Annotated in this window: 19 protein-coding genes; 9 read left to right on the top strand and 10 right to left on the bottom strand. The window is 54.7% G+C overall.

What is annotated here, in order from left to right:
* The 6 genes from recF to mutM all read right to left on the bottom strand — a co-directional run bounded on the left by recF (nt 1) and on the right by mutM (nt 6,506).
* Complete coding sequence (gene recF, locus I3V23_10015) at nt 1–1,077, bottom strand: DNA replication/repair protein RecF (protein QPI84909.1); 1,077 nt, start codon at nt 1,075–1,077, stop codon at nt 1–3.
* A 39-nt stretch (nt 1,078–1,116) separates the two neighbouring features.
* Nucleotides 1,117–2,235 (bottom strand): DNA polymerase III subunit beta, encoded by a 1,119-nt coding sequence (locus I3V23_10010; protein ID QPI84908.1) that lies wholly within the window; start codon nt 2,233–2,235, stop codon nt 1,117–1,119.
* A 138-nt stretch (nt 2,236–2,373) separates the two neighbouring features.
* The gene (dnaA, locus tag I3V23_10005) at nt 2,374–3,753 is read right to left on the bottom strand and encodes a chromosomal replication initiator protein DnaA (GenBank protein ID QPI84907.1); all 1,380 of its coding nucleotides are present in this window, start codon (nt 3,751–3,753) and stop codon (nt 2,374–2,376) included.
* A 615-nt stretch (nt 3,754–4,368) separates the two neighbouring features.
* On the bottom strand, nt 4,369–4,638 hold the full coding sequence (gene rpsT / locus I3V23_10000; protein ID QPI84906.1) for a 30S ribosomal protein S20: 270 nt from the start codon (nt 4,636–4,638) through the stop codon (nt 4,369–4,371).
* Nucleotides 4,639–4,798: 160 nt separating this feature from the next.
* Nucleotides 4,799–5,575, bottom strand: a complete 777-nt coding sequence (locus tag I3V23_09995; GenBank protein ID QPI84905.1) for an enoyl-CoA hydratase — start codon at nt 5,573–5,575, stop codon at nt 4,799–4,801.
* A 64-nt stretch (nt 5,576–5,639) separates the two neighbouring features.
* Nucleotides 5,640–6,506: a bifunctional DNA-formamidopyrimidine glycosylase/DNA-(apurinic or apyrimidinic site) lyase gene (gene mutM, locus I3V23_09990; protein ID QPI84904.1), complete on the bottom strand. Its 867-nt coding sequence runs from the start codon at nt 6,504–6,506 to the stop codon at nt 5,640–5,642.
* An 88-nt stretch (nt 6,507–6,594) separates the two neighbouring features.
* On the opposite strand from mutM, the gene ubiE reads away from it, so the two are divergent.
* Together ubiE and ubiB are read left to right on the top strand one after the other, a co-directional pair.
* The gene (gene ubiE / locus I3V23_09985) at nt 6,595–7,359 is read left to right on the top strand and encodes a bifunctional demethylmenaquinone methyltransferase/2-methoxy-6-polyprenyl-1,4-benzoquinol methylase UbiE (GenBank protein QPI84903.1); all 765 of its coding nucleotides are present in this window, start codon (nt 6,595–6,597) and stop codon (nt 7,357–7,359) included.
* A gap of 3 nt (nt 7,360–7,362) precedes the next feature.
* Nucleotides 7,363–8,892 (top strand): 2-polyprenylphenol 6-hydroxylase, encoded by a 1,530-nt coding sequence (ubiB, locus tag I3V23_09980; GenBank protein ID QPI84902.1) that lies wholly within the window; start codon nt 7,363–7,365, stop codon nt 8,890–8,892.
* On the opposite strand, the gene I3V23_09975 is transcribed toward ubiB, so the two are convergent.
* Nucleotides 8,832–10,340 carry a flagellar hook-basal body complex protein gene (locus I3V23_09975; protein QPI84901.1) on the bottom strand — a complete coding sequence of 503 codons (1,509 nt, stop codon included), beginning with the start codon at nt 10,338–10,340 and terminating at the stop codon, nt 8,832–8,834. The two genes, ubiB and I3V23_09975, sit on opposite strands and share 61 nt — an antisense overlap.
* A 131-nt stretch (nt 10,341–10,471) precedes the next feature.
* Nucleotides 10,472–11,305 carry a chemotaxis protein MotB gene (locus I3V23_09970; protein ID QPI84900.1) on the bottom strand — a complete coding sequence of 278 codons (834 nt, stop codon included), beginning with the start codon at nt 11,303–11,305 and terminating at the stop codon, nt 10,472–10,474.
* A 150-nt stretch (nt 11,306–11,455) separates the two neighbouring features.
* On the opposite strand from I3V23_09970, the gene aroQ reads away from it, so the two are divergent.
* Entirely contained in the window at nt 11,456–11,893 is a 438-nt protein-coding gene (gene aroQ / locus I3V23_09965) for a type II 3-dehydroquinate dehydratase (protein ID QPI84899.1), read from the top strand.
* On the opposite strand, the gene I3V23_09960 is transcribed toward aroQ, so the two are convergent.
* Nucleotides 11,894–12,778 (bottom strand): UDP-2,3-diacylglucosamine diphosphatase, encoded by an 885-nt coding sequence (locus tag I3V23_09960; protein QPI84898.1) that lies wholly within the window; start codon nt 12,776–12,778, stop codon nt 11,894–11,896.
* The gene (locus I3V23_09955; protein QPI86785.1) at nt 12,771–13,811 is read right to left on the bottom strand and encodes a glycosyltransferase family 1 protein; all 1,041 of its coding nucleotides are present in this window, start codon (nt 13,809–13,811) and stop codon (nt 12,771–12,773) included. The genes I3V23_09960 and I3V23_09955 overlap by 8 nt, the downstream gene beginning before the upstream one ends.
* Before the next feature lie 189 nt (nt 13,812–14,000).
* On the opposite strand from I3V23_09955, the gene I3V23_09950 reads away from it, so the two are divergent.
* From I3V23_09950 to I3V23_09925, 6 genes are all read left to right on the top strand, one after another.
* Nucleotides 14,001–15,401: an amidase gene (locus I3V23_09950; protein QPI84897.1), complete on the top strand. Its 1,401-nt coding sequence runs from the start codon at nt 14,001–14,003 to the stop codon at nt 15,399–15,401.
* A gap of 261 nt (nt 15,402–15,662) precedes the next feature.
* The gene (locus I3V23_09945; GenBank protein ID QPI84896.1) at nt 15,663–16,241 is read left to right on the top strand and encodes a thermostable hemolysin; all 579 of its coding nucleotides are present in this window, start codon (nt 15,663–15,665) and stop codon (nt 16,239–16,241) included.
* Nucleotides 16,241–17,668 (top strand): AMP-binding protein, encoded by a 1,428-nt coding sequence (locus I3V23_09940; GenBank protein ID QPI84895.1) that lies wholly within the window; start codon nt 16,241–16,243, stop codon nt 17,666–17,668. The genes I3V23_09945 and I3V23_09940 overlap by 1 nt, the downstream gene beginning before the upstream one ends.
* Nucleotides 17,668–18,471 carry an SDR family NAD(P)-dependent oxidoreductase gene (locus I3V23_09935; protein QPI84894.1) on the top strand — a complete coding sequence of 268 codons (804 nt, stop codon included), beginning with the start codon at nt 17,668–17,670 and terminating at the stop codon, nt 18,469–18,471. Before I3V23_09940 ends, I3V23_09935 begins: the two co-directional genes overlap by 1 nt.
* Nucleotides 18,472–18,474: 3 nt before the next feature.
* Entirely contained in the window at nt 18,475–19,335 is an 861-nt protein-coding gene (locus I3V23_09930) for a TauD/TfdA family dioxygenase (protein QPI84893.1), read from the top strand.
* A 42-nt stretch (nt 19,336–19,377) separates the two neighbouring features.
* Entirely contained in the window at nt 19,378–19,773 is a 396-nt protein-coding gene (locus tag I3V23_09925; protein QPI84892.1) for a DUF2147 domain-containing protein, read from the top strand.
* Nucleotides 19,774–19,818 lie beyond the last annotated feature (45 nt).

Genomic DNA, 19,818 nt, shown 5'->3' with positions numbered 1-19,818 from the left:
CTAATTGGCCGCTTCCACTCCGAGCGGCACCTCTTGCGCACGCGCGCCGAATTCCATGAACAATTCTGCGCCCGTGCCTGTCAAGAAAGCTTGGGCATTCAGCGCGCATATTTCGTCAAAGAGGGCTGCTCGCCTGTCTGCATCAAGATGTGCCGCCACTTCATCCAACAGCACCAAAGGGGCGCGGCCCGTGTCCTGCTTTAACGCGCGGGCATTGGCCAAAATCAGAGAGACCAAAAGGGCCTTTTGCTCACCCGTGGAGCATTGCCGCGCTGGAGCATCCTTGACGCGATAAATTGCGCCAAGATCAGTGCGATGCGGCCCAACCAACGTGCGCCCTGCTGCCATGTCCCGTGACCGCGTATCAGACCACAACGTGACCAAATCGGTGGGCGTGGTAAAACCCTCTCCCTCCTCCAAGGTCAGATCTGCGATAGGGAAACTGGTTTTCGCCTCCTCTTGCGCGGCAGCAATGCGGGTCAAGGCGGCGCTGCGATTGGCACATATTTGTTCTGTGGCACTCATCATCTGACGTTCAAGCGCTGCATACCAACCCGCATCGCGCACCTGATCCTTGAGCAAGCGATTGCGATCCCGCATGGATTTTTCATAGGCCAGAACCGCCTCACCATGATCTGGAAAGAAGCTCAGCGTAATGCGATCCAAAAACCGCCTGCGCCCTTCGGCTCCTTCAATCCAAAGCCGATCTTGCGATGGCACCAGCCAAACCATCCGCAAAAGGCGCGCAAGCGCCAATTGGGGCGCGGATTTCTCATCTATCTCGACCTGACGGGGGCTGCTTGGCTCGGCGCGGGTAATGATCTCATGCACAGTGTCGTCAATCTGCAGGGTCGCCGCCACGCGCCACCCAATCACCTCTGGGCGGCGGATCAAATCCTCGGACGGGGCGCGGCGCAGCCCCCGACCAGGGGACAGCATCGAAATCGCTTCTAAGATATTTGTCTTGCCTGCCCCATTTGGCCCATAAATCGCAACAGGCCGCCCATCGAAAGACAGCCGCAAACCACGATGGCTGCGAAAATGCGACAGATGCAAATTCGAGATATAGGCACTCATCCCGCGCGCTCTTTCAATCTACTTGGCGCGCGCGGCGCCTCAGACCCGCATCGGCATTACAACATAGATCGCGCTGGTGTCGTTCCCTTCGCGCATCAAGGTTGGATCACCCGATGAATTGAACATGAACACAGCGTTCTCGCGATCCACTTGGCTGGCGATTTCAAGGAGGTATTTAGCGTTAAAGCCGATCTCGAGCTTTTCATCCGCATAGGCAACCGCCAACTCTTCCTCGGCCGCGCCTGCATCTGGGGCATTCACCGACAGAACCAAACGATCCTCATCAAGGGACAGTTTCACCGCGCGTGAGCGCTCGGACGACACTGTGGCGACACGATCAACTGCACGGGCGAATTCAGAGGCATCCACCTCCAATTTGCGGGTGTTGCCCGATGGTATCACGCGCTGATAATCTGGGAAGGTTCCATCAATCACCTTCGAGGTCAGCGTGATCTCAGGTGTAGCGAACCGAATTTTTGTCTCAGATACGGAAACCGCAATCACCGCATCGTCATCTTCCAACAATTTGCGGATTTCACCCACGGTTTTGCGCGGCACGATCACGCCCGGCATGGCCTCGGCACCTGTAGGCAACTCAGTGTCCACGCGCGCCAAGCGGTGACCATCTGTGGCAACCGCGCGCAGCATCCGTCCCTCTTCACCTTCGGCAATATGGAAATAAACGCCGTTGAGATAATAGCGTGTTTCCTCAGTGGAAATCGCGAATTTGGATTTATCGAACAAGCGGCGCAGCGCCGGCGCTTTGGCCGAGAAATTTGCGCTATATTCGGACGAAGACATCACAGGAAAATCTTCCTTGGGCAATGTCGCCAAAGAGAAATTCGATCGGCCCGCCTGAACGATTAAGCGACCCGAGGCTGCATCATCACTGATTTGCACCAAGGCCCCGTCAGGTAATTTGCGCGTAATTTCATGCAGTGTGACCGCCGAAACCGTGGTGGCACCCGCTTGTTCAACATGGGCATCCACCTTGTCGACCACCTCAATATCAAGGTCAGTGGCACGAAAGGAAACATGGCTACCATCCGCCTCGATCAACACATTCGCCAAAATAGGGATCGTGTTACGGCGTTCGACAACAGATTGGGCTTGGCTGACAGCTTTGAGCAGGGCCGCGCGCTCGATCGAAAATTTCATAGCCTCGTCTCCAACATATAGCGGGGCGCAGAGGTTACTATCTCTGCGCCGCAGCACAAGTATTTTATCAGCAATGTTTCGATTGGCACAGTCGGGGTCAATGACAATCTTTCGATTGGCATGGCTTAGTGCGGAAAATCACGCCTCCAATAGACGGCGCAACAATTCTGCATCTTCCACGAATTGGCTGTCCGTGCTCATCAATTCTTCGATTTTGCGGACACCATGCAAAATGGTCGTATGATCACGGCCCCCAAATTTGCGCCCGATTTCTGGCAAGGATCGCGTTGTGTATTTCTTGCACAAATACATCGCCATTTGCCGAGGACGCACAATATTGCGCGCGCGATTGGGGCTCATCAAATCTGCTGGACGCACTTTGTAATAGTCGCAGGTTTTTTTGATGATTTCATCCATCGTCACCTTGCGGCTGGTCGCGCGCAAAATGTCAGAAAGGCATTCTTGGGTCAGATCGAGCGTGATCTCAGCACCCACCAGATCAGCAAAGGCGCAAAGACGCGTCAAGGCTCCTTCAAGCACCCGCACATTCGATGAGACACGATGCGCAATGAATTCCAAAACCCCGTCTGCGATTTTCAAATCACGATAGCGTTGGCGCTGTGTCTCGAGTTTGGATTGCAGGATACCAAGGCGCAATTCGTAATCGGTTGGATGTAAATCCACCACCAAGCCGCATTGCAAACGCGAGGCGATCCGACTGTCGAGATCCTCCATATCAACGGGCGCACGATCCCCCGAAATGATAATCTGTTTACCAAGTTCCACCAAAGCGTTGAACGTGTGAAAGAACTCTTCTTGTGTAGAATTCTTGCCGGCGATGAATTGCACATCATCAACCATCAAAACATCAACCGAACGGAACATCTGCTTAAAGCCGATCGTATCTTTTTCCCGCAACGCACGCACAAAGCGATACATGAACTGTTCAGCAGATAGGTAATGAATGCGCTGATTGGGCTTGTTTTTGGTCAACTCCCAAGCAATCGCATGCATCAAGTGGGTCTTGCCAAGGCCAACACCGCCGTAAAGAAACAGCGGGTTGAACGCCACGGGGCCACCTTCGGCAACACGGCGCGCGGCGGCATGGGCCAACTCATTCGGTTTGCCCACGATAAAATTCTCGAACGTATAGGCAGGGTTCAAATTAGACAAAGGAATGTCCGCATCGGCGCTGATCGCGGCCGAGAGGTCAGGCGCAGACTGCACTGGCGCCTCAACTGCAGGCGTTTGCGGTGCATTAGGTGTTTGGGGCGCGCTCTGCACCAAGAATTCCAAGCGGTCTACCGCAAGCCCTGCGCCATGCAGGTGGCGCAAAATTACATCCCCAAATTTTTGCGAAACCCAAGTGCCAAAGAAATTCGTGGGGACACGGAAACGCGCGATGCGGGCATCGATGCGGTCAAACTCAATCGGCTCAATCCAAGATTTGAAGTTATTCTTTCCAATCGCCGATTGCAGTTCATTACACACATCCACCCACTTGTCGTTCGTCATCATGCACCTACGCTTATTTTTAATTTTGCCACATGAGAACCACCGTTCTGGCAACTCCCACGCGGATCATCCCCGCTTAACGTTTTCAGAAAATCTGCCTGACCCATTGCAAGTCCAACGGCATAATTATGCCCGCTTGCAACGCCCAAACCGCGAGAGTGAACCGTCTTAAACGATTTTTGCAAAAAAGGTGCCCACCCGCAGTTTGCGAGATCCTATTTTGCCGTTTTAAAAATACGGTCACCCTCTCGAGGGAACACAAACACCTTCGGTGCAGACGCTTGGCATCTAAGCCATAGGTCACAACGATAACCATGCGTAGAAACGCAAAGGCATCACTCAACCTTTAGGCAGATTAATCCACCCTGCGCCGCGCACAAAAATTTGCGCGCGTTGGTTCTTACACCTGTCAGCTGTCCCCCCAGACAATCTGAATCACCTTGCGAAGCTAGCGGGAGTCGCGCCCCCCTCGCAATAGAACTTCACGCTTGACACAATTCTTTTTCAAAGCCGAATCTGATGCATCCGCAGAACGGCCTTGATCGGCAAAGATTTTCCCAAAAAAAACGCCCGCAGAAGCGGGCGAATTTGTCATAATAATTAGGTCAAAGCCCAATATTACTTGGCCGAAAGCGCCTTCACACGGGCCGACAGGCGCGACATTTTCCGCGCAACCGTGTTTTTATGCAGGACACCTTTTGTCACACCGCGCATCAGCTCAGGCTGTGCATCGCGCAACGCGGCTGCAGCAACAGATGCATCGCCTGTTGCAATCGCTTCTTCAACTTTGCGCAGGTAGGTGCGGATACGCGAACGGCGCGCTTTATTTACTTCATAGCGGCGCTCATTCTGGCGGGCGCGTTTTTTGGACTGAGGCGTATTTGCCATCGGTTGATCCCTTCTCTCAGGCTCGTATCAATTAAAATGCAACGCGCGCCTGTCCAGCACCAACCACGGGTTTATAACCGGGTCCTCTGGCCAAAGCGGGCCTCACACGCATGTCTGAAGCGCGCATTACGGGAATTCTGACAGAATGTGAAGCCCTGAATCACTTGTCGCGAAACTGGGCTTCGCGCTTTTCAAGAAAGGCTGCCATGCCTTCCTTTTGATCTTCAGTGGCAAATAGCGCATGAAACAGGCGGCGTTCAAACAAAACGCCCTCGCGGAGCGTGGTTTCATAGCTGCGATTGACCGATTCTTTGACAGCCATCACAGTAACCATGGATTTCTCAGCAATCTTGGCCGCCGCACCCATGACCTCTTCCATCAATTTTTTGGCAGGGACAACACGGCTGACAAGACCTGCCCGCTCTGCTTCTTCAGCGGTCATGAAGCGGCCTGTCAGATGCATATCCATCGCTTTCGACTTACCCACAAAACGGGTGAGGCGCTGCGTGCCGCCGATCCCCGCGACAATGCCCAAATTGATCTCAGGCTGTCCGAATTTTGCAGTATCCGCTGCAATGATGAAGTCGCACATCATCGCCAATTCGCATCCCCCGCCCAAGGCATAACCCGCAACGGCGGCAATAATGGGCTTGCGACAGCGCAGTAATTCTTCAGTCTCAGTTGTGAATAAATCACCTGCGAATACATCGACAAAGCTTTTCTCGGACATTTCTTTGACATCTGCCCCAGCGGCAAAGGCCTTATCCGAGCCCGTAATAACGATCACGCGAACCTTATCATTAGAATTGGCGGATTTAATGACCTTGGACAATTCGCCGAGTAACTGAATGTTCAGCGCGTTCAACGCATCGGGTCTGTTCAGCTTGATTAGGCAGACATGGTTTTCAATGTCCACAATCAGGGTTTCATAGGCCATCGCCAGTCAATCCTCGCAGGTTCGCATTCGCGGCAGGGTTAACAGGATAAGCCAAAAGTTGAAACTACCTTTGGCAGGCAGGGCAGTAGAAACTTGACCGCCCCGATTGCACAATACGGCGGATCACGCCCGCGCATCCCGACTTGAGGCAAGGCTGGCCTTCGCGGTCATAGGCTTGGAATCCATGCTGGAAATATCCTAATTCCCCATCTGCTTGGCGATAGTCACGCAAGGATGACCCGCCCGCTTCAAGTGCCTCGGATAAAACCTCGCGAATGATTGGGACAAGGGACGCAACACGCGCAGGTGCAATTCGACCTGCTTGACGGGTTGGGGATATCCCCGCGCGAAACAGGGATTCGCAAACATAGATATTTCCCAAGCCCGCCACGATCCGCTGGTCGAGCAATGCCGCCTTGATCGGTGTTTTGCGCCCAGACAGCGCATAGACCAAATAGCGTTCATCAAACTGATTACCCAAAGGTTCTGGGCCGATCTCGCGGATCAACCAGTGATCCGCCTCACCTGCAGTCGCAAACAAATCCATCGCACCAAATCGGCGTGGATCGTTAAAGGTGACACGCGCGCCTTGTGCCATTTCGAAAACAACGTGATCATGTTTTTGAGGGGCAGGATGGCCATGCACAAACTGCGCAAGCGTCTCGCGTGCGCCTTCAGGCAGCGAAATCAACATTCGCCCCGACATGCCCAAATGGATCAAGACAGTCGTGCCGCGATCTAAATCCATCAAGATGTATTTCGACCGCCGCCGCAGACTCAGGATACGCGCTCCAGAAACATCCCGCGCCATATTGGCAGGGAATGGCCAACGCAAACCCTCACGATTGAGGCGCAATTCTGTGATCACCTGCCCCTCCATGACGGGGATCAGACCACGGCGCACTGTTTCCACTTCGGGAAGTTCTGGCAAATTCTTCACTCCTTGTTCCAAGCGTCGCATTGTCAGGCGGCCCTTGCTGCCTATAAGAGAGGGGAGTTGAGAAGGAGGGCAAGGCCCGATGACATCGAAAGATGAAAGCCAAGACAGCCGCACCACCCATTTCGGTTTCCAAACCGTGGGCGAGGATGAAAAGGCAGGCATGGTGCATGGCGTGTTTTCCAATGTGGCAAGCCGCTATGATGTGATGAATGATGTCATGTCCGCAGGTATTCACCGCGTTTGGAAAGATGCGATGATGGATTGGCTTGCCCCGCGCGCGGGTCAGGACTTGCTCGATGTTGCGGGCGGGACGGGCGATATCGCTTTCCGCTTTCTCAAACGCGCGCCTTCTGCAAAGGCAACAGTGCTTGATATGACGCAATCCATGCTGATCGAGGGGCAAAAGCGCGCTGAAGCCGCGCATATGGCCGACAGCCTGAATTGGATTGTGGGCGATGCCATGGCGCTGCCCTTTGAAAACAATCGTTTTGACGTCTACACCATCAGCTTCGGCATCCGTAATGTGACCCGAGTGCAGGATGCACTGAATGAGGCGTTTCGTGTCCTCAAACCTGGTGGACGCCTGATGGTTTTGGAATTCAGCCAATTGCCGAATACGGGCCTGCAAAAGCTTTATGATCTCTATTCATTCAATGTGATACCGCGCATGGGTCAGATGATCGCCAATGATCGCGACAGCTATCAATATTTGGTCGAGTCGATCCGTAAATTTCCCGATCAAGAGACCTTTGCAGGGATGATCCGCACCGCTGGGTTTGAGCAAGTATCCTATCGCAATCTCAGCTTTGGCATCGCCGCGCTGCATTCTGGTTGGAAAATTTAACCGATGCGCGGGCCACATAATATTTGGCGTGTTATCCGCACAGGCGCCACATTCGAGCGCACAGGTGCAATGCGTGTGGCGCTTGAGGCGCTGAAGGCACCGCGATCCTTGCGCATTGCAGCACGGGTTTTGGGCCTGCCGTTTGCATGGCTGGGGCATCGCGGCGACCCCGCCCTACCACCTGTAACACGCGCGCTGACGGCCCTTGGCCCTGCCTATATCAAATTTGGGCAAATTCTATCGACCCGCCCTGATGTGGTGGGTTCAGAATTGGCGCAACAATTGCGCGTGCTGCAAGATAAGCTGCCACCCTTCTCGACAGAGCGCGCCAAAAAGGTCATTTCCGATGAATTGGAAATTCCTGTCGACCAATTATTCAGCGCCTTTTCCGAGCCAGTCGCAGCCGCCTCTATCGCGCAAGTGCATCAAGCGACCTTGGCTGAGACAGGACAAGAGGTTGCAGTTAAGGTGTTACGCCCCCAAATCGGGCGCGCCTTTCGCAAAGATATCGATGCCTTTTACCTGATCGCATGGCTGGTCGAAACCCTTGCGCCTGCCACGCGGCGGTTGCGTCCGCGTGAAGTGGTCGAGCATTTCGAAGGTGTGGTTCTGCAGGAACTTGATCTGAGGATCGAAGCTGCCGCAGCAGGGGAATTTGCGGCCAACACGGCAAATGACGAAGGCTTTGATGTGCCCCAAATTCAATGGGGCCTGTCATCACGGCAGGTAATGACGATGAGTTGGGCCAAAGGTGTGCCGCTTGGCGATGTCGCGGCGATTGACGCGGCAGGCTTTGACCGCCGCGCCTTAGCCGCGCGCGTGCTGCAGATGTTCCTGCGCCACGCGCTGCGGGATGGCTATTTCCATGCCGATATGCACCAAGGAAATCTCAAAGTTTCACCTGTGGGTGACATTGTGGCCTTGGATTTCGGAATCATGGGGCGGCTCGATGAATACACGCGCCGCGTCTACGCCGAAATTTTGATGGGCTTTATTCGCAAAGATTACCGCCGCGTGGCAGAGGTGCATTTTGAAGCGGGATATGTGCCCGCCGATCGCGATGTTGATCAATTCGCGCAAGCCCTCAGATCTGTTGGCGAGCCAATTTTCGGCATGGATGCAAGCCGCATTTCCATGGCACGGCTTCTGTCATATCTCTTTGATGTGACTGAAAAATTTGGCATGGAAACGCGCACTGAACTGATCTTGCTGCAACGCACAATGGTTGTTGTTGAGGGGGTTGCGCGCTCCCTTGATCCACATATCAATATTTGGGATGTGGCAAAGCCCGTGGTCGAAGATTACATCGCCCGCAACATTGGGCCTAAAGCCGTAATCGCCGACCTTTTGAAAACCGCAAAGGTTCTCGCGCGGTTTGGCCCGCGTTTGCCAGATTTAGCTGAGGCGGCGCTACTTGCGCAGGTCAACACCAAACCCACAAAGCCTGTCTCAAGGTGGAAGGAGCGTGTGGCCTATGGCGCGCTCGGCTTTGGTTTGGCGGGGGGGATTTTGGCAATCGCTGAATTTCTATAGGCGTCTTTATGGCATGCGTAGCGCCTCAACCTGATCGGCGGCGATTTCAACCCCACCTGCCATAACAAGTCGCAGTTGATCCCCCTCCATCCGCGCTTCGTGAATGCGGGCAAATACGCGGACAGGTTCGGTTTTTGGAACCTCCTCTCCCTCGATATAGGCGCGCGTCTCAAATCGATAGGTGCCATTCGGCAAAGCGGCGCCTGCCTCTGTTTCACCCGTCCATGTGAGCCGTCCCCCTGCAGGGTCAATTCACCGGCCACATCGGTCGCGGATTCCTCACGCGAAAAGCCAACCATTTGCCCAGTGGGCCCCTCACCTGCATTCCATAGAAAGAAAGATCCACTATCAGGCGAGATACGGAAGGATTGGTTATTCAAAGAAATCAGGCCATTGGGATTGGGAACATCAATCACCGGAATTTGGTAAATGGTGCGGGTAAAACCGCTATCATAGATGGCATGCATAAAGCCATTGCTATCGACCTCAATGCGATTGAGGTTTCCCACGGGCGAGCCATTCTTGACCACGGGCGCGCGGGCGAAAGTATCAGATAATTGCGTCAATCCTGAGGGTGAGTTCAGTTCACCAATCGTCACCTCAATCGGGCCGCCCGACACGACCAAGGGCAACGTGCCTGTTGCGGGGTCATAATCTGGCCCGCTGACTGTGGTCACTGAACTCAGGTTCCCGCCATTGCCGCGGCTGTTATCAAACACCAATGTATATTCGCCAATTGGGGCTGTGCCTGTCGCACTGTCGCGCACCACCATTGTCCATGTGTTCGAAGCGCCCGAAGCAGGAACCGTAGGGGTAAAGGTAATATCTAGGCTCTGCGAGGTGCCCATATTGTCGAAATATTCGGCAGAGGTGACAAGCGAGTCGCCATCGCTATCGGCAATTGTGTAAGTGGCGGGCAGGTTCACCGACAGTTCCATATGGGTGGTCGGATCGCCCGCAAATTGGTTGGAGTTGATCCGCACAGGGCGCAAGCCGTCAAAGGTGTCGCGCGGATAGGTGGGCACTGTGCCGTCAGAATTTGCCGGCCATCCCATCAAAACCATGCCCGTATCGGTGGTCAAAACACCCTCCGCATCCGCGCGGAAGGATCCCGTTGTGGTCAAAAGAACAGGCGGACTGCCCGCAATGGTCAATTGGGTGGCCTCTGCAACAGGCAGCATCCCACGCCCACCAATTGCCAAATCGGTTGGGTTGTCGGTCGTGATTAATGTGCCCCGCTGATCAATCATTCGATGGGTCGTCACCCGCACGCCACCTGCCGAGTAACTGCCCGCCCCTTGGTGAATGACAAGGGAATGAAAATCCGCAACTGCACGCTTATAACCAAAGGTGCTAGAATTCGCGATATTGTCCGAGATTGTGGCCAGTCGGCTTGCGTTGACGTTCAAGCCTGCGACACCCGCGTTGAGGGATGAAGAAATGGTCATCGGGAAAGCGCCTTTCTGCTGCTGTCTCTTGAAGGCCCCAAATCCTTTGGGGTGATTTCCCTCTATGATGGGAAGTGAGGCTTAACATCCGCCTAACATCTAAAATGCGGTGTATTTTCTCACAGGGTCTGTCAGGGGCGGGTCAGCAAAATCAATTCAACCCGATCGTTGCGGGGGCTCATCAGATCAGGAATCGCAGGACGGCGATCAGCATAGCCCGTCACTCGGGTTATACGCCGTGGGTCAAACCCCGCCTCCTCTAACAAAATGCGCATCTGCTGCGCGTGATCCGCAGAGAGGTGCCAACGCGTCACCTCGGCCACCATGACAGGCTCGGATCGCACATGACCCGTAAGGGCCAAGGGGTTTGTGACGATGTCAAACAACTCTACCATTACAGGGGCAAGAATACGCAGGATATCCCCCGCCGCCCCATCAGGGGTAAAAAGCGGTGCTTCGGGGCGCGAAAAGATTTCGATGATCAAGCCCTCATCCGTGACGCGCATCTGCACATGGGCCAAGGCCTGCGCCAGCACGGCATCTTGGGCGGCGGCGGCCTCAAGGAACTGGTTGGCCGCCTGCATATGCTGATCCCCCATGGGCTGGTCTTCAAAGTTTGTGCCGCTTGCCCCCAAACTCTGCCGCCCCTCTGTGGGTCGGCGATTTGTCGCGCCTGTGCCATTTTGCGCCACGGAGAGCTCGGAAAAGGGGCTTTCACCGCCAAATGCGCCCTCGCCACCACCAGAAATTCGGGCAATTGGAACATTGGGGCTAAAATAATCTGCGATACCCTTGCGCTGCTGCTCGGTTGTGGCGTTCAAAAGCCACATCAACATAAAGAACGCCATCATCGCGGTCACAAAATCCGCATAGGCCACTTTCCACGCACCGCCGTGATGACCATCCCCGCCAACAACCTTTTTCCGTTTAATGATAATGGGGCGATTTTTCAGATCATCAGCCATAGGCGGCATCCACATTTCCAAAGATAAAGCCTCACGAGCCCATAGCGTAATGCGAGAAACTTTAGGATCGGGTAAACGGCTTTTGCACTTCCCCCAAAGCCGTGGTTAACTGCGCAAAAGAACAATCTGCTCATATAGGATGGCATAACGATGGCGCGGATGATTTACATTCTCAATGGCCCAAACCTTAATCTCTTGGGCAAGCGAGAGCCGCATATTTACGGGCATGAAACCCTTGAAGATGTTGAACGGCGGTGTAAGGCGCTGCTTCCCGAAGGGTTTGACCTCTCTTTGCGCCAATCAAATCACGAAGGCCAACTCATTGACTGGATCCATGAGGCGCGCGAAGCCGCTTGTGGTATTGTCATCAATCCAGGCGCCTATACCCATACCTCAATCGCAATTTATGATGCACTTTGTGCCTATGAGGGACCAGTGATTGAGGTGCATATATCGAATGTTCATAAACGCGAAGCGTTTCGCCATCATTCCTATGTCTCTGGGCGTGCCGAAGGCGTGATCGCAGGGCTTGGGCTTGACGGATATGAGGCCGCCACGCGGCGCATCGTGACCCTAAATGGCGCGTAATTAGCCCACGCGGCGGTCATGCCATAGTTTTCGGATATAGGTTTCCACAGTCGCGCCAAGCACATCATTGCGGCGGGGCAAATCTGACTGCGTGTCCCCTGTTGGCGCTGTTTCAATCAACTCAAGCTGGCCATTCTCATGTTCGGCAATCGCGTGATGCGGCCCGTCACGGCGCACCCATGAGCCACAATTGGCGAACACACCCCCGCCGGCTTGGCTCAATTCAGGCATATGACTGTGGCCGCAAATGATGCCGTCCAACCCGTCACGCGCAGCGCGCTCAAGCGCGAGCCGTTTGAAGGACTGACCCAAAAGCGGCATCCCCCCTTCAATGGATTTGCGCAAAGACCATCGTTTCTTGCGGCTGGCCACCTCTGAGACGCAGCGCGGGTTGATGGGCTGAACATAGCCTTTCTCAGTCAACCAAGACCAAAGATTATCCAAGGATTTAGACGACCCTTTGACCAGACGATTGTCAAATTGATCGCCATGCATGACCAAATACCGCCGCCCATCAGCCGCCAAATGGATCACCCGCTCCTCAATCCGAAGCCCGAATTTTCGCAAAATCAATGGTCGGAGAACCGTGGGTAAAATCTCGCGCAACTTTTCGTCATGATTGCCCGTGATGACCGTCACGCGCACACGTTCATCGCGGCGCAGGCGCAGTATCTCGCCCAACACGTTCTGACAATCCTCATTCCAGAACCACCGCTTTTCTAATTTCCAGCCATCAATCACATCGCCAACCAAAAACAGGTTGCGGAATTCATAGCGCGCCAAGAGCCGCCGAACGGCCGCAAGATCAGCCGCCTTGTGGCCCATATGCAGATCAGAGAGAAATAAGCTTCTGATCTTGATTGGCTGAGGGCGCGGATCAGCCATGGCTCTCGCAGACAAGGTTCTTGTGGAACACATCGGCCACTTCGGGCCATGAATAGCGCGCCTTGGTTTTTTCATGCCGTTCTTGCGGGCTACCTTTGGCAGCAAGAGCGCGGCGCACAGCATCCGCAAGATCAGTGTCACTGATCGCCCCAAGGGTCGGATCGTGACCCATAATGTCCGATGGGCCTGGTTCATCAAAAGCCGCAATTGGCAGGCCTGAGGCCAAAGCCTCAATCAAAACAATTCCAAACGTGTCAGTGCGCGAAGGAAATACGAAAACATCCGCATCCCGATAGGCATCGGCCAAAGCGCGCCCTGTTAAGCTGCCTGTAAACCGCACGCTGCCATAGGCTTTGCGGAGATGTGGCAAAAGCGGGCCATCTCCCACAACGATTTTTTCCGCTGCAATGGGAAGATTGAGGAAAGCTTCGATATTCTTCTCTTTCGATACGCGCCCCACATAGAGAAGCCTTGGAAGCTCGGCGCGCTTTGGAAGGGGGGCGGGATAGAACAGATCATAATCCACACCACGCAACAGCCGCACCATCGGCGCGGTAAACCCGCTATCTCGCAACTGCTGCTCAATCCGCGCAGTCGCAACAAATACGCAGGTCGAGGCATTGTGAAATTTGCGCAAAACGGCCATGACACTCCGCTCAGCGAAACTGCTCAAAAATTTGGGAACGCGCAGCGCAATATATCGGGCAAAATCGGTGTGGAAGGCCGTGGTGAATGGAATGCCGCGCGCTGTGCAATAGCGCCAAGCTGCCCAACCCAGTGGGCCTTCAACCGCGATATGGATTGCATCTGGCGCATAGTCTTCAATCAATCGGCGCAAAGGGCGCGCGGGTAAGATTGCCAGTTCAATCTCTTTGTAAAACGGCAGCGCGATCCGCCGAAAATCTTCTGGGCCAATGACCCGAACATCCACATTGCGCGCTTCAAGCGCAGCGATGATATTTTGGTAAGTGCGCACCACGCCATTGATCTGGCCGCCCCATGCGTCCGAAATGATTAAAACCCGTTTTGGCATTGGCGCTGTTGAGGTGCCGCCCATAGTCGCCCCGCTGATCCGCCATCAAACTTCGTCTCAGATGGCGCGTCTTTGTGACAGGTGCGTGTCAACTTGTGCAAAAAGCCAAAAATTTCTGAGATTTGCTATATCTTCACAACAGCGCAGGCTTCGGTCTTTATGGGGCAACCACATTTTGCGAGATGGATCATGACGACAGCTTATCGCCCCGCCCATGAATTGATGGATGAAATCGCCAAAGGCAGTCTTTCTCCAAGCACGCTGATGGAAGAAAGCTTGGCGCGCATCGCGGCGATCAATCCCAAGATCAATGCCATCGTGGCGCTCCGTGATGAAGCTGCCTTGATGGACGAAGCCCGCGCCATGGACGCGGCCCCTCTAAAAGGGCCACTGCATGGCCTGCCTTTTGCTGTGAAAGATTTGGTTGCCACCAAAGGGATCACAAGCAGCTGGGGATCACCAATTTTCAAAGATTTCGTGCCAAGCAAAGACGACCTTCTTGCAGCGCGCCTCAGGGCCGCTGGTGCGATTTTAATCGGCAAGACGAATGTGCCTGAGTTCGGTTTAGGATCGCACAGCTTTAATCCCATCTACGGCACAACCAAAAACCCGTATGATTTAGAAAAATCGGCAGGCGGGTCATCGGGCGGCGCAGGTGCGGCTTTGGCGGCGGGTTTGGTCAGTCTTGCTGATGGATCAGACATGATGGGCAGCCTGCGCAATCCGGCCGCATGGAATAATCTATATAGCCTAAGGCCCACGCATGGTCTGGTGCCCGCCGAACCCCAAGGCGAAATGGTCATGCATCCCTTGTCTACCGATGGGCCAATGGCACGCAACCCGCAAGATTTGGCGCTTTTGTTAAGTGTACTCGCAGGGCCTGATCCGCGCGTGCCGTATCATTGGCCCAAATGTGACTTTCAAAACCCGCCGCATTTCTCTGGCGCCAAAATTGCATGGCTTGGCGATTGGGGTGGGGCCTTAGCTTTGGAGCCTAGCCTGATCACCCATCTCGAGGCCTCTTTGGCAATTCTGTCCGAAGCAGGTGCCACAGTTGCGCCAGACAAACCACCTTTCCCATTCGAGAAGATTTGGGCCTCATGGTGCAGGCTTCGGCATTTTGCAATCTTGGGAAAATTGGGGGGCTATGCGTCCAATCCTCTCCAACGCGACCTGCTAAAACCCGAAGCGATTTGGGAGATTGAGGGAGGTCAGTCTCTAACCCCTGCCGATATTCTCGCCGCAAGTGCGGATCGATCTGACTGGCTACGGGCCGCTGCGCGCAGCTTTGAAACTGTTGATTTCCTAGCCCTCCCCGCAACGCAGACATGGCCCTTTGCGGCAGAGCTACGCTATCCCGAGGCGATCAATGGGCGCGCAATGGATACCTATCACCACTGGATGGCGGTCGTCACACCCGCAAGCCTTGGCGGCTTACCCGCCCTAACCCTGCCAGCTGGTTTTGGTGAAACAGGCCTTCCCGCGGGCATTCAAATCATCGGGCCAAAAGGATCAGACGCGCAGCTTCTGGCGCTTGCCAATGCCTATCACAGCGTCAATCCGTGGAAGGACAATCGCCCCACCCTGTAACCGCCGCCACTCAATCAAGATCCGCGTCAAGCGATGAAGGCAATATCTAACGCCGCCTTGCGACCCGTCCAACTGGGGCTTTGGATTGGGGGCAGCGAAGATATGGGCCATATCACTTTCAGGCCGCCGTAAACCGAAGTTATAAATTCAAAGTTTGGATCAAAACATAACCATAGTCCAATAGCCCACGGCAGGCCTAAGCCGCAAATCTACACGAGGCGACTCAAGCTTTGGGTCTTTCGGCCAGATGGAGGCCATCTCGTGAATACACTTCTGATTGAACAAAATAATATCCGCACTGCGCCGCTTTATGAGTCTGGACTGGTGCATATGCGTGACAGCTATCGCGCGGCATTTGGCGCAGAGATATCCTTTCGACCGCCGCGCTTGGTTTTAACCATGGCCGATGCCAACCAAATCACCTGTGCAGCGGGCATTCGCACCCATGACGAAGGGTTCTTTTCACAGCATTATCTTGATCAACCCATTCATGAACGCCTGAGCCTGCAAACGGGATGCAATGTTCAACCGCACGATGTCCTAGAGGTCGGGGGGCTTGCCTGTCGGTCACCTTTTGCCATTTACCCAACCTTGCGCACAGTGTTCCAATGGGGTCAGTCACAGCAGATTGGCTGGGGTATATTCACGGCCACCCGCCAGATTAGGCGACTTTTGTCGCGCGCCAAAATCACCCCGATCCTGCTGAGCAAAGCCGAAGCTACCTGCGTGCCGCATGCGTCCCAATGGGGCTGCTATTATGAGCAAGACCCTTGGGTCTGCGCGTTCCGTGATCCTGCCCAAGTCGCGGGTCACGACCTGACCACGGCGAGGGCTGTGTAATGGTCGCGTCAGTCTTTGCAGCCATCGCCACCACGGCCAGACAAAGGCCTGAGGCCATCGCACTTGGCCAAGGGGCGCGGACAATTACCTATGGCGCTTTGCAGGGTTTCCTTGCCGCCTGCCGCCCCCATTTGCAGGGGCCACAACAGGTGATTGGCATTGCCACATCTGATCCACTAGAGGCTGCATTGGCAGATCTGGCGCTAACCGCGTGCGGTCATTGCAGCGTGCATCTGCCCCCGTTTTTTTCCACCACGCAAAAAGCGCATATCATCCAAGCCGCAGGCCTGACCGCGGTTATTGGACAAGACCAGCCTGACCTTCCCCAGATTACCCTACCCGCGCCACCTGCCGCACATGATGATCTGGAAGATTTTGAGCCAATCGCGGGTGCGAAGCGGATCATTTTCACCTCAGGCTCTTCAGGGACGCCTAAAGGTGTGGTTATCGGCGAAACACAAATGCAAACCGTGATCACAGGGCTACGCGATGCGATCGCGCCTGATGCACGGGATGTGCATCTTTCACTTTTGCCAATGGCGCAGCTTTTGGAGCAAATCGCGGGTCTTTATGTGCCGCTCTTATGTGGCGCGCGCATTGAATTTTGCGCAGCAGCGCTCGCAGCCCTGTCGGGCGGCGATCCACAGCCCGTGATCACGGCGATGATAAACAGCAAACCCAGCACAACCATTCTTGTGCCTGCTCTGCTATCGGTCATCGTGGCACATCTGAAATCCAAAGGCATCAAAGCGCCCGACAGCTTTCGCTTTGTCGCAGTCGGGGGGGCGCATACGTCCCCCTCATTGCTCGAACAGGCTGCCGATCTCGGACTTCCCGTCTACGAAGGTTACGGCCTGTCAGAATGCGGCTCGGTCGTGGCGATGAACTGCGTGGGTGCTTCGCGTCACGGCACAGTTGGAAAAATCCTATCAGGCGTGAACGCTTGGATTGATAACGGTGAAATCGTAGTCTCTGGCCCAAGCGTTATGGAGGGCTATCTTGGCGCCCCTGCCGCTGAATCCCCATGGCGCACAGGCGATTTGGGGCGCATTGAAGATGGGTATCTTATCATCGAGGGCCGCAAGGACTGGCTGATCGTCACCCCGGCGGGCCGCAATATAAACCCCGAATGGGTCGAAGCCTGCCTTGGTGCGGATCCGCGCATTGTTGCAGCAGGTTTATGGCAGACCCCACAAGGCGAGTTGGAAATTCTTGCCGCTTTGCGCGGGAACATCACCCCAGAGCATATCGCAACCCATCTCGCAGCATTGCCAAGTTACGCCCGCCCAAATTCGGTGATCATGGTTCCTGCCAATCTGCCAAATCTATTGAAAGCAGGCGGCGGCATTGCCCGCAATATGCTGTCCGAATTGTCGAAAACCGCCCCGAAATTTCCCCTCACCTACCCAGCAAAGGAATATGCTTAATGTCGTCCCATCCACCCTTGGCTGTCATCACAGGCGCAGGTTCTGGCATTGGCCGCGCCCTTGCCCTCGAAGCGGGGCGAGCAGGCTACGATTTGGTTTTGGTTGGTCGCCGTCTTTCTGCACTTGAGGAAACAGCGGCACAGATCACGGGCGTTTCCGTAGTTGTGGTCGATGCAGACATCACCCGTTCCGAAGATCGCCTTCGTATCTGTGATGCAATCGGGGATGGGTTGGATCTGCTGATCAACAATGCAGGTTGTCTCAGCGTAGGACGGATCACCGATCAACAAGATCACGACATTGCGCGCGTGATGGAGACAAACCTAATCGCACCGATTTTGCTCACGCGCGATCTGATCCCTGCCTTGGCGCGCCGTAAAGGGCATATCGCCAATATCGGCTCAATGTTTGGGATGATCGCTTTTCCTTATTTCACAAGCTATTCCGCAAGCAAATTTGCCTTGCGCGGCCTGTCCGATGCACTTCGCCGCGAATTAGAGGAATATTCCATCACCGTCAGCTATATCGCGCCGCGCGCCACACGGACACCAGCGCAATCGCAATTTGACCACCTCATCGCACCCTTTGAGATGAAATTAGATAGTCCCGAACAAGTCGCGCGCAAAGCATGGCGCGGCATCACCAAACGGCGCAGCACTGTTTACCCAGGCATGGCTGAACGGATTTTTGCAGGGCTCAATGCGCTCATTCCCACGGTGGTGGATAACGCCCTTATCAAGCAGTCCAAACGGATCCCCACGCATCCCTTGCCCTATGTGCCGTCAGAAAACGAAAAGGTATGATCCATGAGCTATAATATCATCCGCCCCACAGCCGAGGCGCAAACCCTCACCGACCCAGCTGTTCTGACACAGCTGCGCGAAGATCTCACCCGTGACGGGTGGGTCATTCTCCGCGGGTTTGCCGCTGATATGTCCAAATTCAGTGCCCTCACGACCGCCTTGTGCAAGAAGATCACGTTTGACCCCGCCCGCGAGTATGGCGACAAAAACACGCAAAAGGTTGATGCAGGCACGGGGCCTATCGGTCTGCATACGGAAAACGGCAACACACCTGTTTGCCCAGATATTGTTGCCTTCTACAGCCCAATCGCCGCCTTTGAAGGCTCGCAAACAACAATTTGTGACGGGCGCGCCGTGTTTGAAGGCATGACCCAGGATCAAAAAGCCCGTTGGCAACAACCGATGGTGGTTGAACGCTATTTGCCTGAGGCTCTTTGGAAACGCTATCTTGCTAACGAGCATCCCGCGATTTCCAGCCCTGACGAAGTGACCGACCGTCATATTGAGGAATTCCGCACCTTTATTCCAAACCAAGATTTTGACCTCTTGGAAGATGGCGGGATGACTTACCGCCTGACCGTATCGCCAGTGCGCCCCTCAAACCTGTCTGGGGGTCAGGGCTTTGCCAATGCGGTGCTTGGCCCATCTCACAACTATGCCCCCCCGCGCTATTACTTCGCAGCAGATGATGTGGTCAGCGCAGAGGAAATTGGCCAATTGGCTGAATTGGCTGAGACGCATACCCACGAGATCAACTGGCAAGATGGCGATATCGCCGTCTTGGACAACACCCGCGTGATGCATGGCCGGCGTGAGATCGTAGATACAAACCGCCAACTCTTTATCGGAATGGGCAGCGTATGACGCGCGCAGAGCCCCACCTTTAGCCTTAGGAGACTTCCCAACATGAAATATCTTAAACAAGCGACAATGATCTTTCTTTTGGCCACAGGCGCAGCTTCGGCTGACCCGATCGAGGGGCTGTGGCGCACCGCGCCCGATGATCATGGCGATGTTGGCTATATCCGAATTAGCGCCTGCGATGCGGCCTATTGCGGAAGATTGGAGCGCGCCGAAAACAGCGCAGGCCAAGCCATTACGCCCGACACGATTGGCACCATGATTGTCTGGGATCTAACCCCTGCGGCCAATGGCGCCTATGAGGGACGCATCTACGCGCCTGATCGTGATAAAGAATATATGTCGCGGCTTGAATTGGCCACGAACCAGATCACTGTTAACGGCTGCGTCTTAGGCGGCCTGATCTGCCGCAATGGTGGCGAATGGGCACGGGTCGAATAACGGCACGAAAGCGCCAGCCAGCACCCAAAAGCACAGAAGCGGCAT

Source organism: Rhodobacterales bacterium HKCCA1288, from assembly GCA_015693905.1.
Lineage (GTDB): Bacteria > Pseudomonadota > Alphaproteobacteria > Rhodobacterales > Rhodobacteraceae > M30B80.
This window is presented reverse-complemented; position numbering and strand designations above follow the sequence as displayed.

Coding starts and splice junctions, on each gene's coding strand:
- recF (QPI84909.1), bottom strand. CDS start 1,077: ATGAGTGCCTATATCTCGAATTTGCATCTGTCGCATTTTCGCAGCCAT.
- I3V23_10010 (QPI84908.1), bottom strand. CDS start 2,235: ATGAAATTTTCGATCGAGCGCGCGGCCCTGCTCAAAGCTGTCAGCCAA.
- dnaA (QPI84907.1), bottom strand. CDS start 3,753: ATGATGACGAACGACAAGTGGGTGGATGTGTGTAATGAACTGCAATCG.
- rpsT (QPI84906.1), bottom strand. CDS start 4,638: ATGGCAAATACGCCTCAGTCCAAAAAACGCGCCCGCCAGAATGAGCGC.
- I3V23_09995 (QPI84905.1), bottom strand. CDS start 5,575: ATGGCCTATGAAACCCTGATTGTGGACATTGAAAACCATGTCTGCCTA.
- ubiE (QPI84903.1), top strand. CDS start 6,595: ATGACATCGAAAGATGAAAGCCAAGACAGCCGCACCACCCATTTCGGT.
- ubiB (QPI84902.1), top strand. CDS start 7,363: ATGCGCGGGCCACATAATATTTGGCGTGTTATCCGCACAGGCGCCACA.
- I3V23_09975 (QPI84901.1), bottom strand. CDS start 10,340: ATGACCATTTCTTCATCCCTCAACGCGGGTGTCGCAGGCTTGAACGTC.
- I3V23_09970 (QPI84900.1), bottom strand. CDS start 11,305: ATGGCTGATGATCTGAAAAATCGCCCCATTATCATTAAACGGAAAAAG.
- aroQ (QPI84899.1), top strand. CDS start 11,456: ATGGCGCGGATGATTTACATTCTCAATGGCCCAAACCTTAATCTCTTG.
- I3V23_09960 (QPI84898.1), bottom strand. CDS start 12,778: ATGGCTGATCCGCGCCCTCAGCCAATCAAGATCAGAAGCTTATTTCTC.
- I3V23_09955 (QPI86785.1), bottom strand. CDS start 13,811: ATGCCAAAACGGGTTTTAATCATTTCGGACGCATGGGGCGGCCAGATC.
- I3V23_09950 (QPI84897.1), top strand. CDS start 14,001: ATGACGACAGCTTATCGCCCCGCCCATGAATTGATGGATGAAATCGCC.
- I3V23_09940 (QPI84895.1), top strand. CDS start 16,241: ATGGTCGCGTCAGTCTTTGCAGCCATCGCCACCACGGCCAGACAAAGG.
- I3V23_09935 (QPI84894.1), top strand. CDS start 17,668: ATGTCGTCCCATCCACCCTTGGCTGTCATCACAGGCGCAGGTTCTGGC.
- I3V23_09930 (QPI84893.1), top strand. CDS start 18,475: ATGAGCTATAATATCATCCGCCCCACAGCCGAGGCGCAAACCCTCACC.
- I3V23_09925 (QPI84892.1), top strand. CDS start 19,378: ATGAAATATCTTAAACAAGCGACAATGATCTTTCTTTTGGCCACAGGC.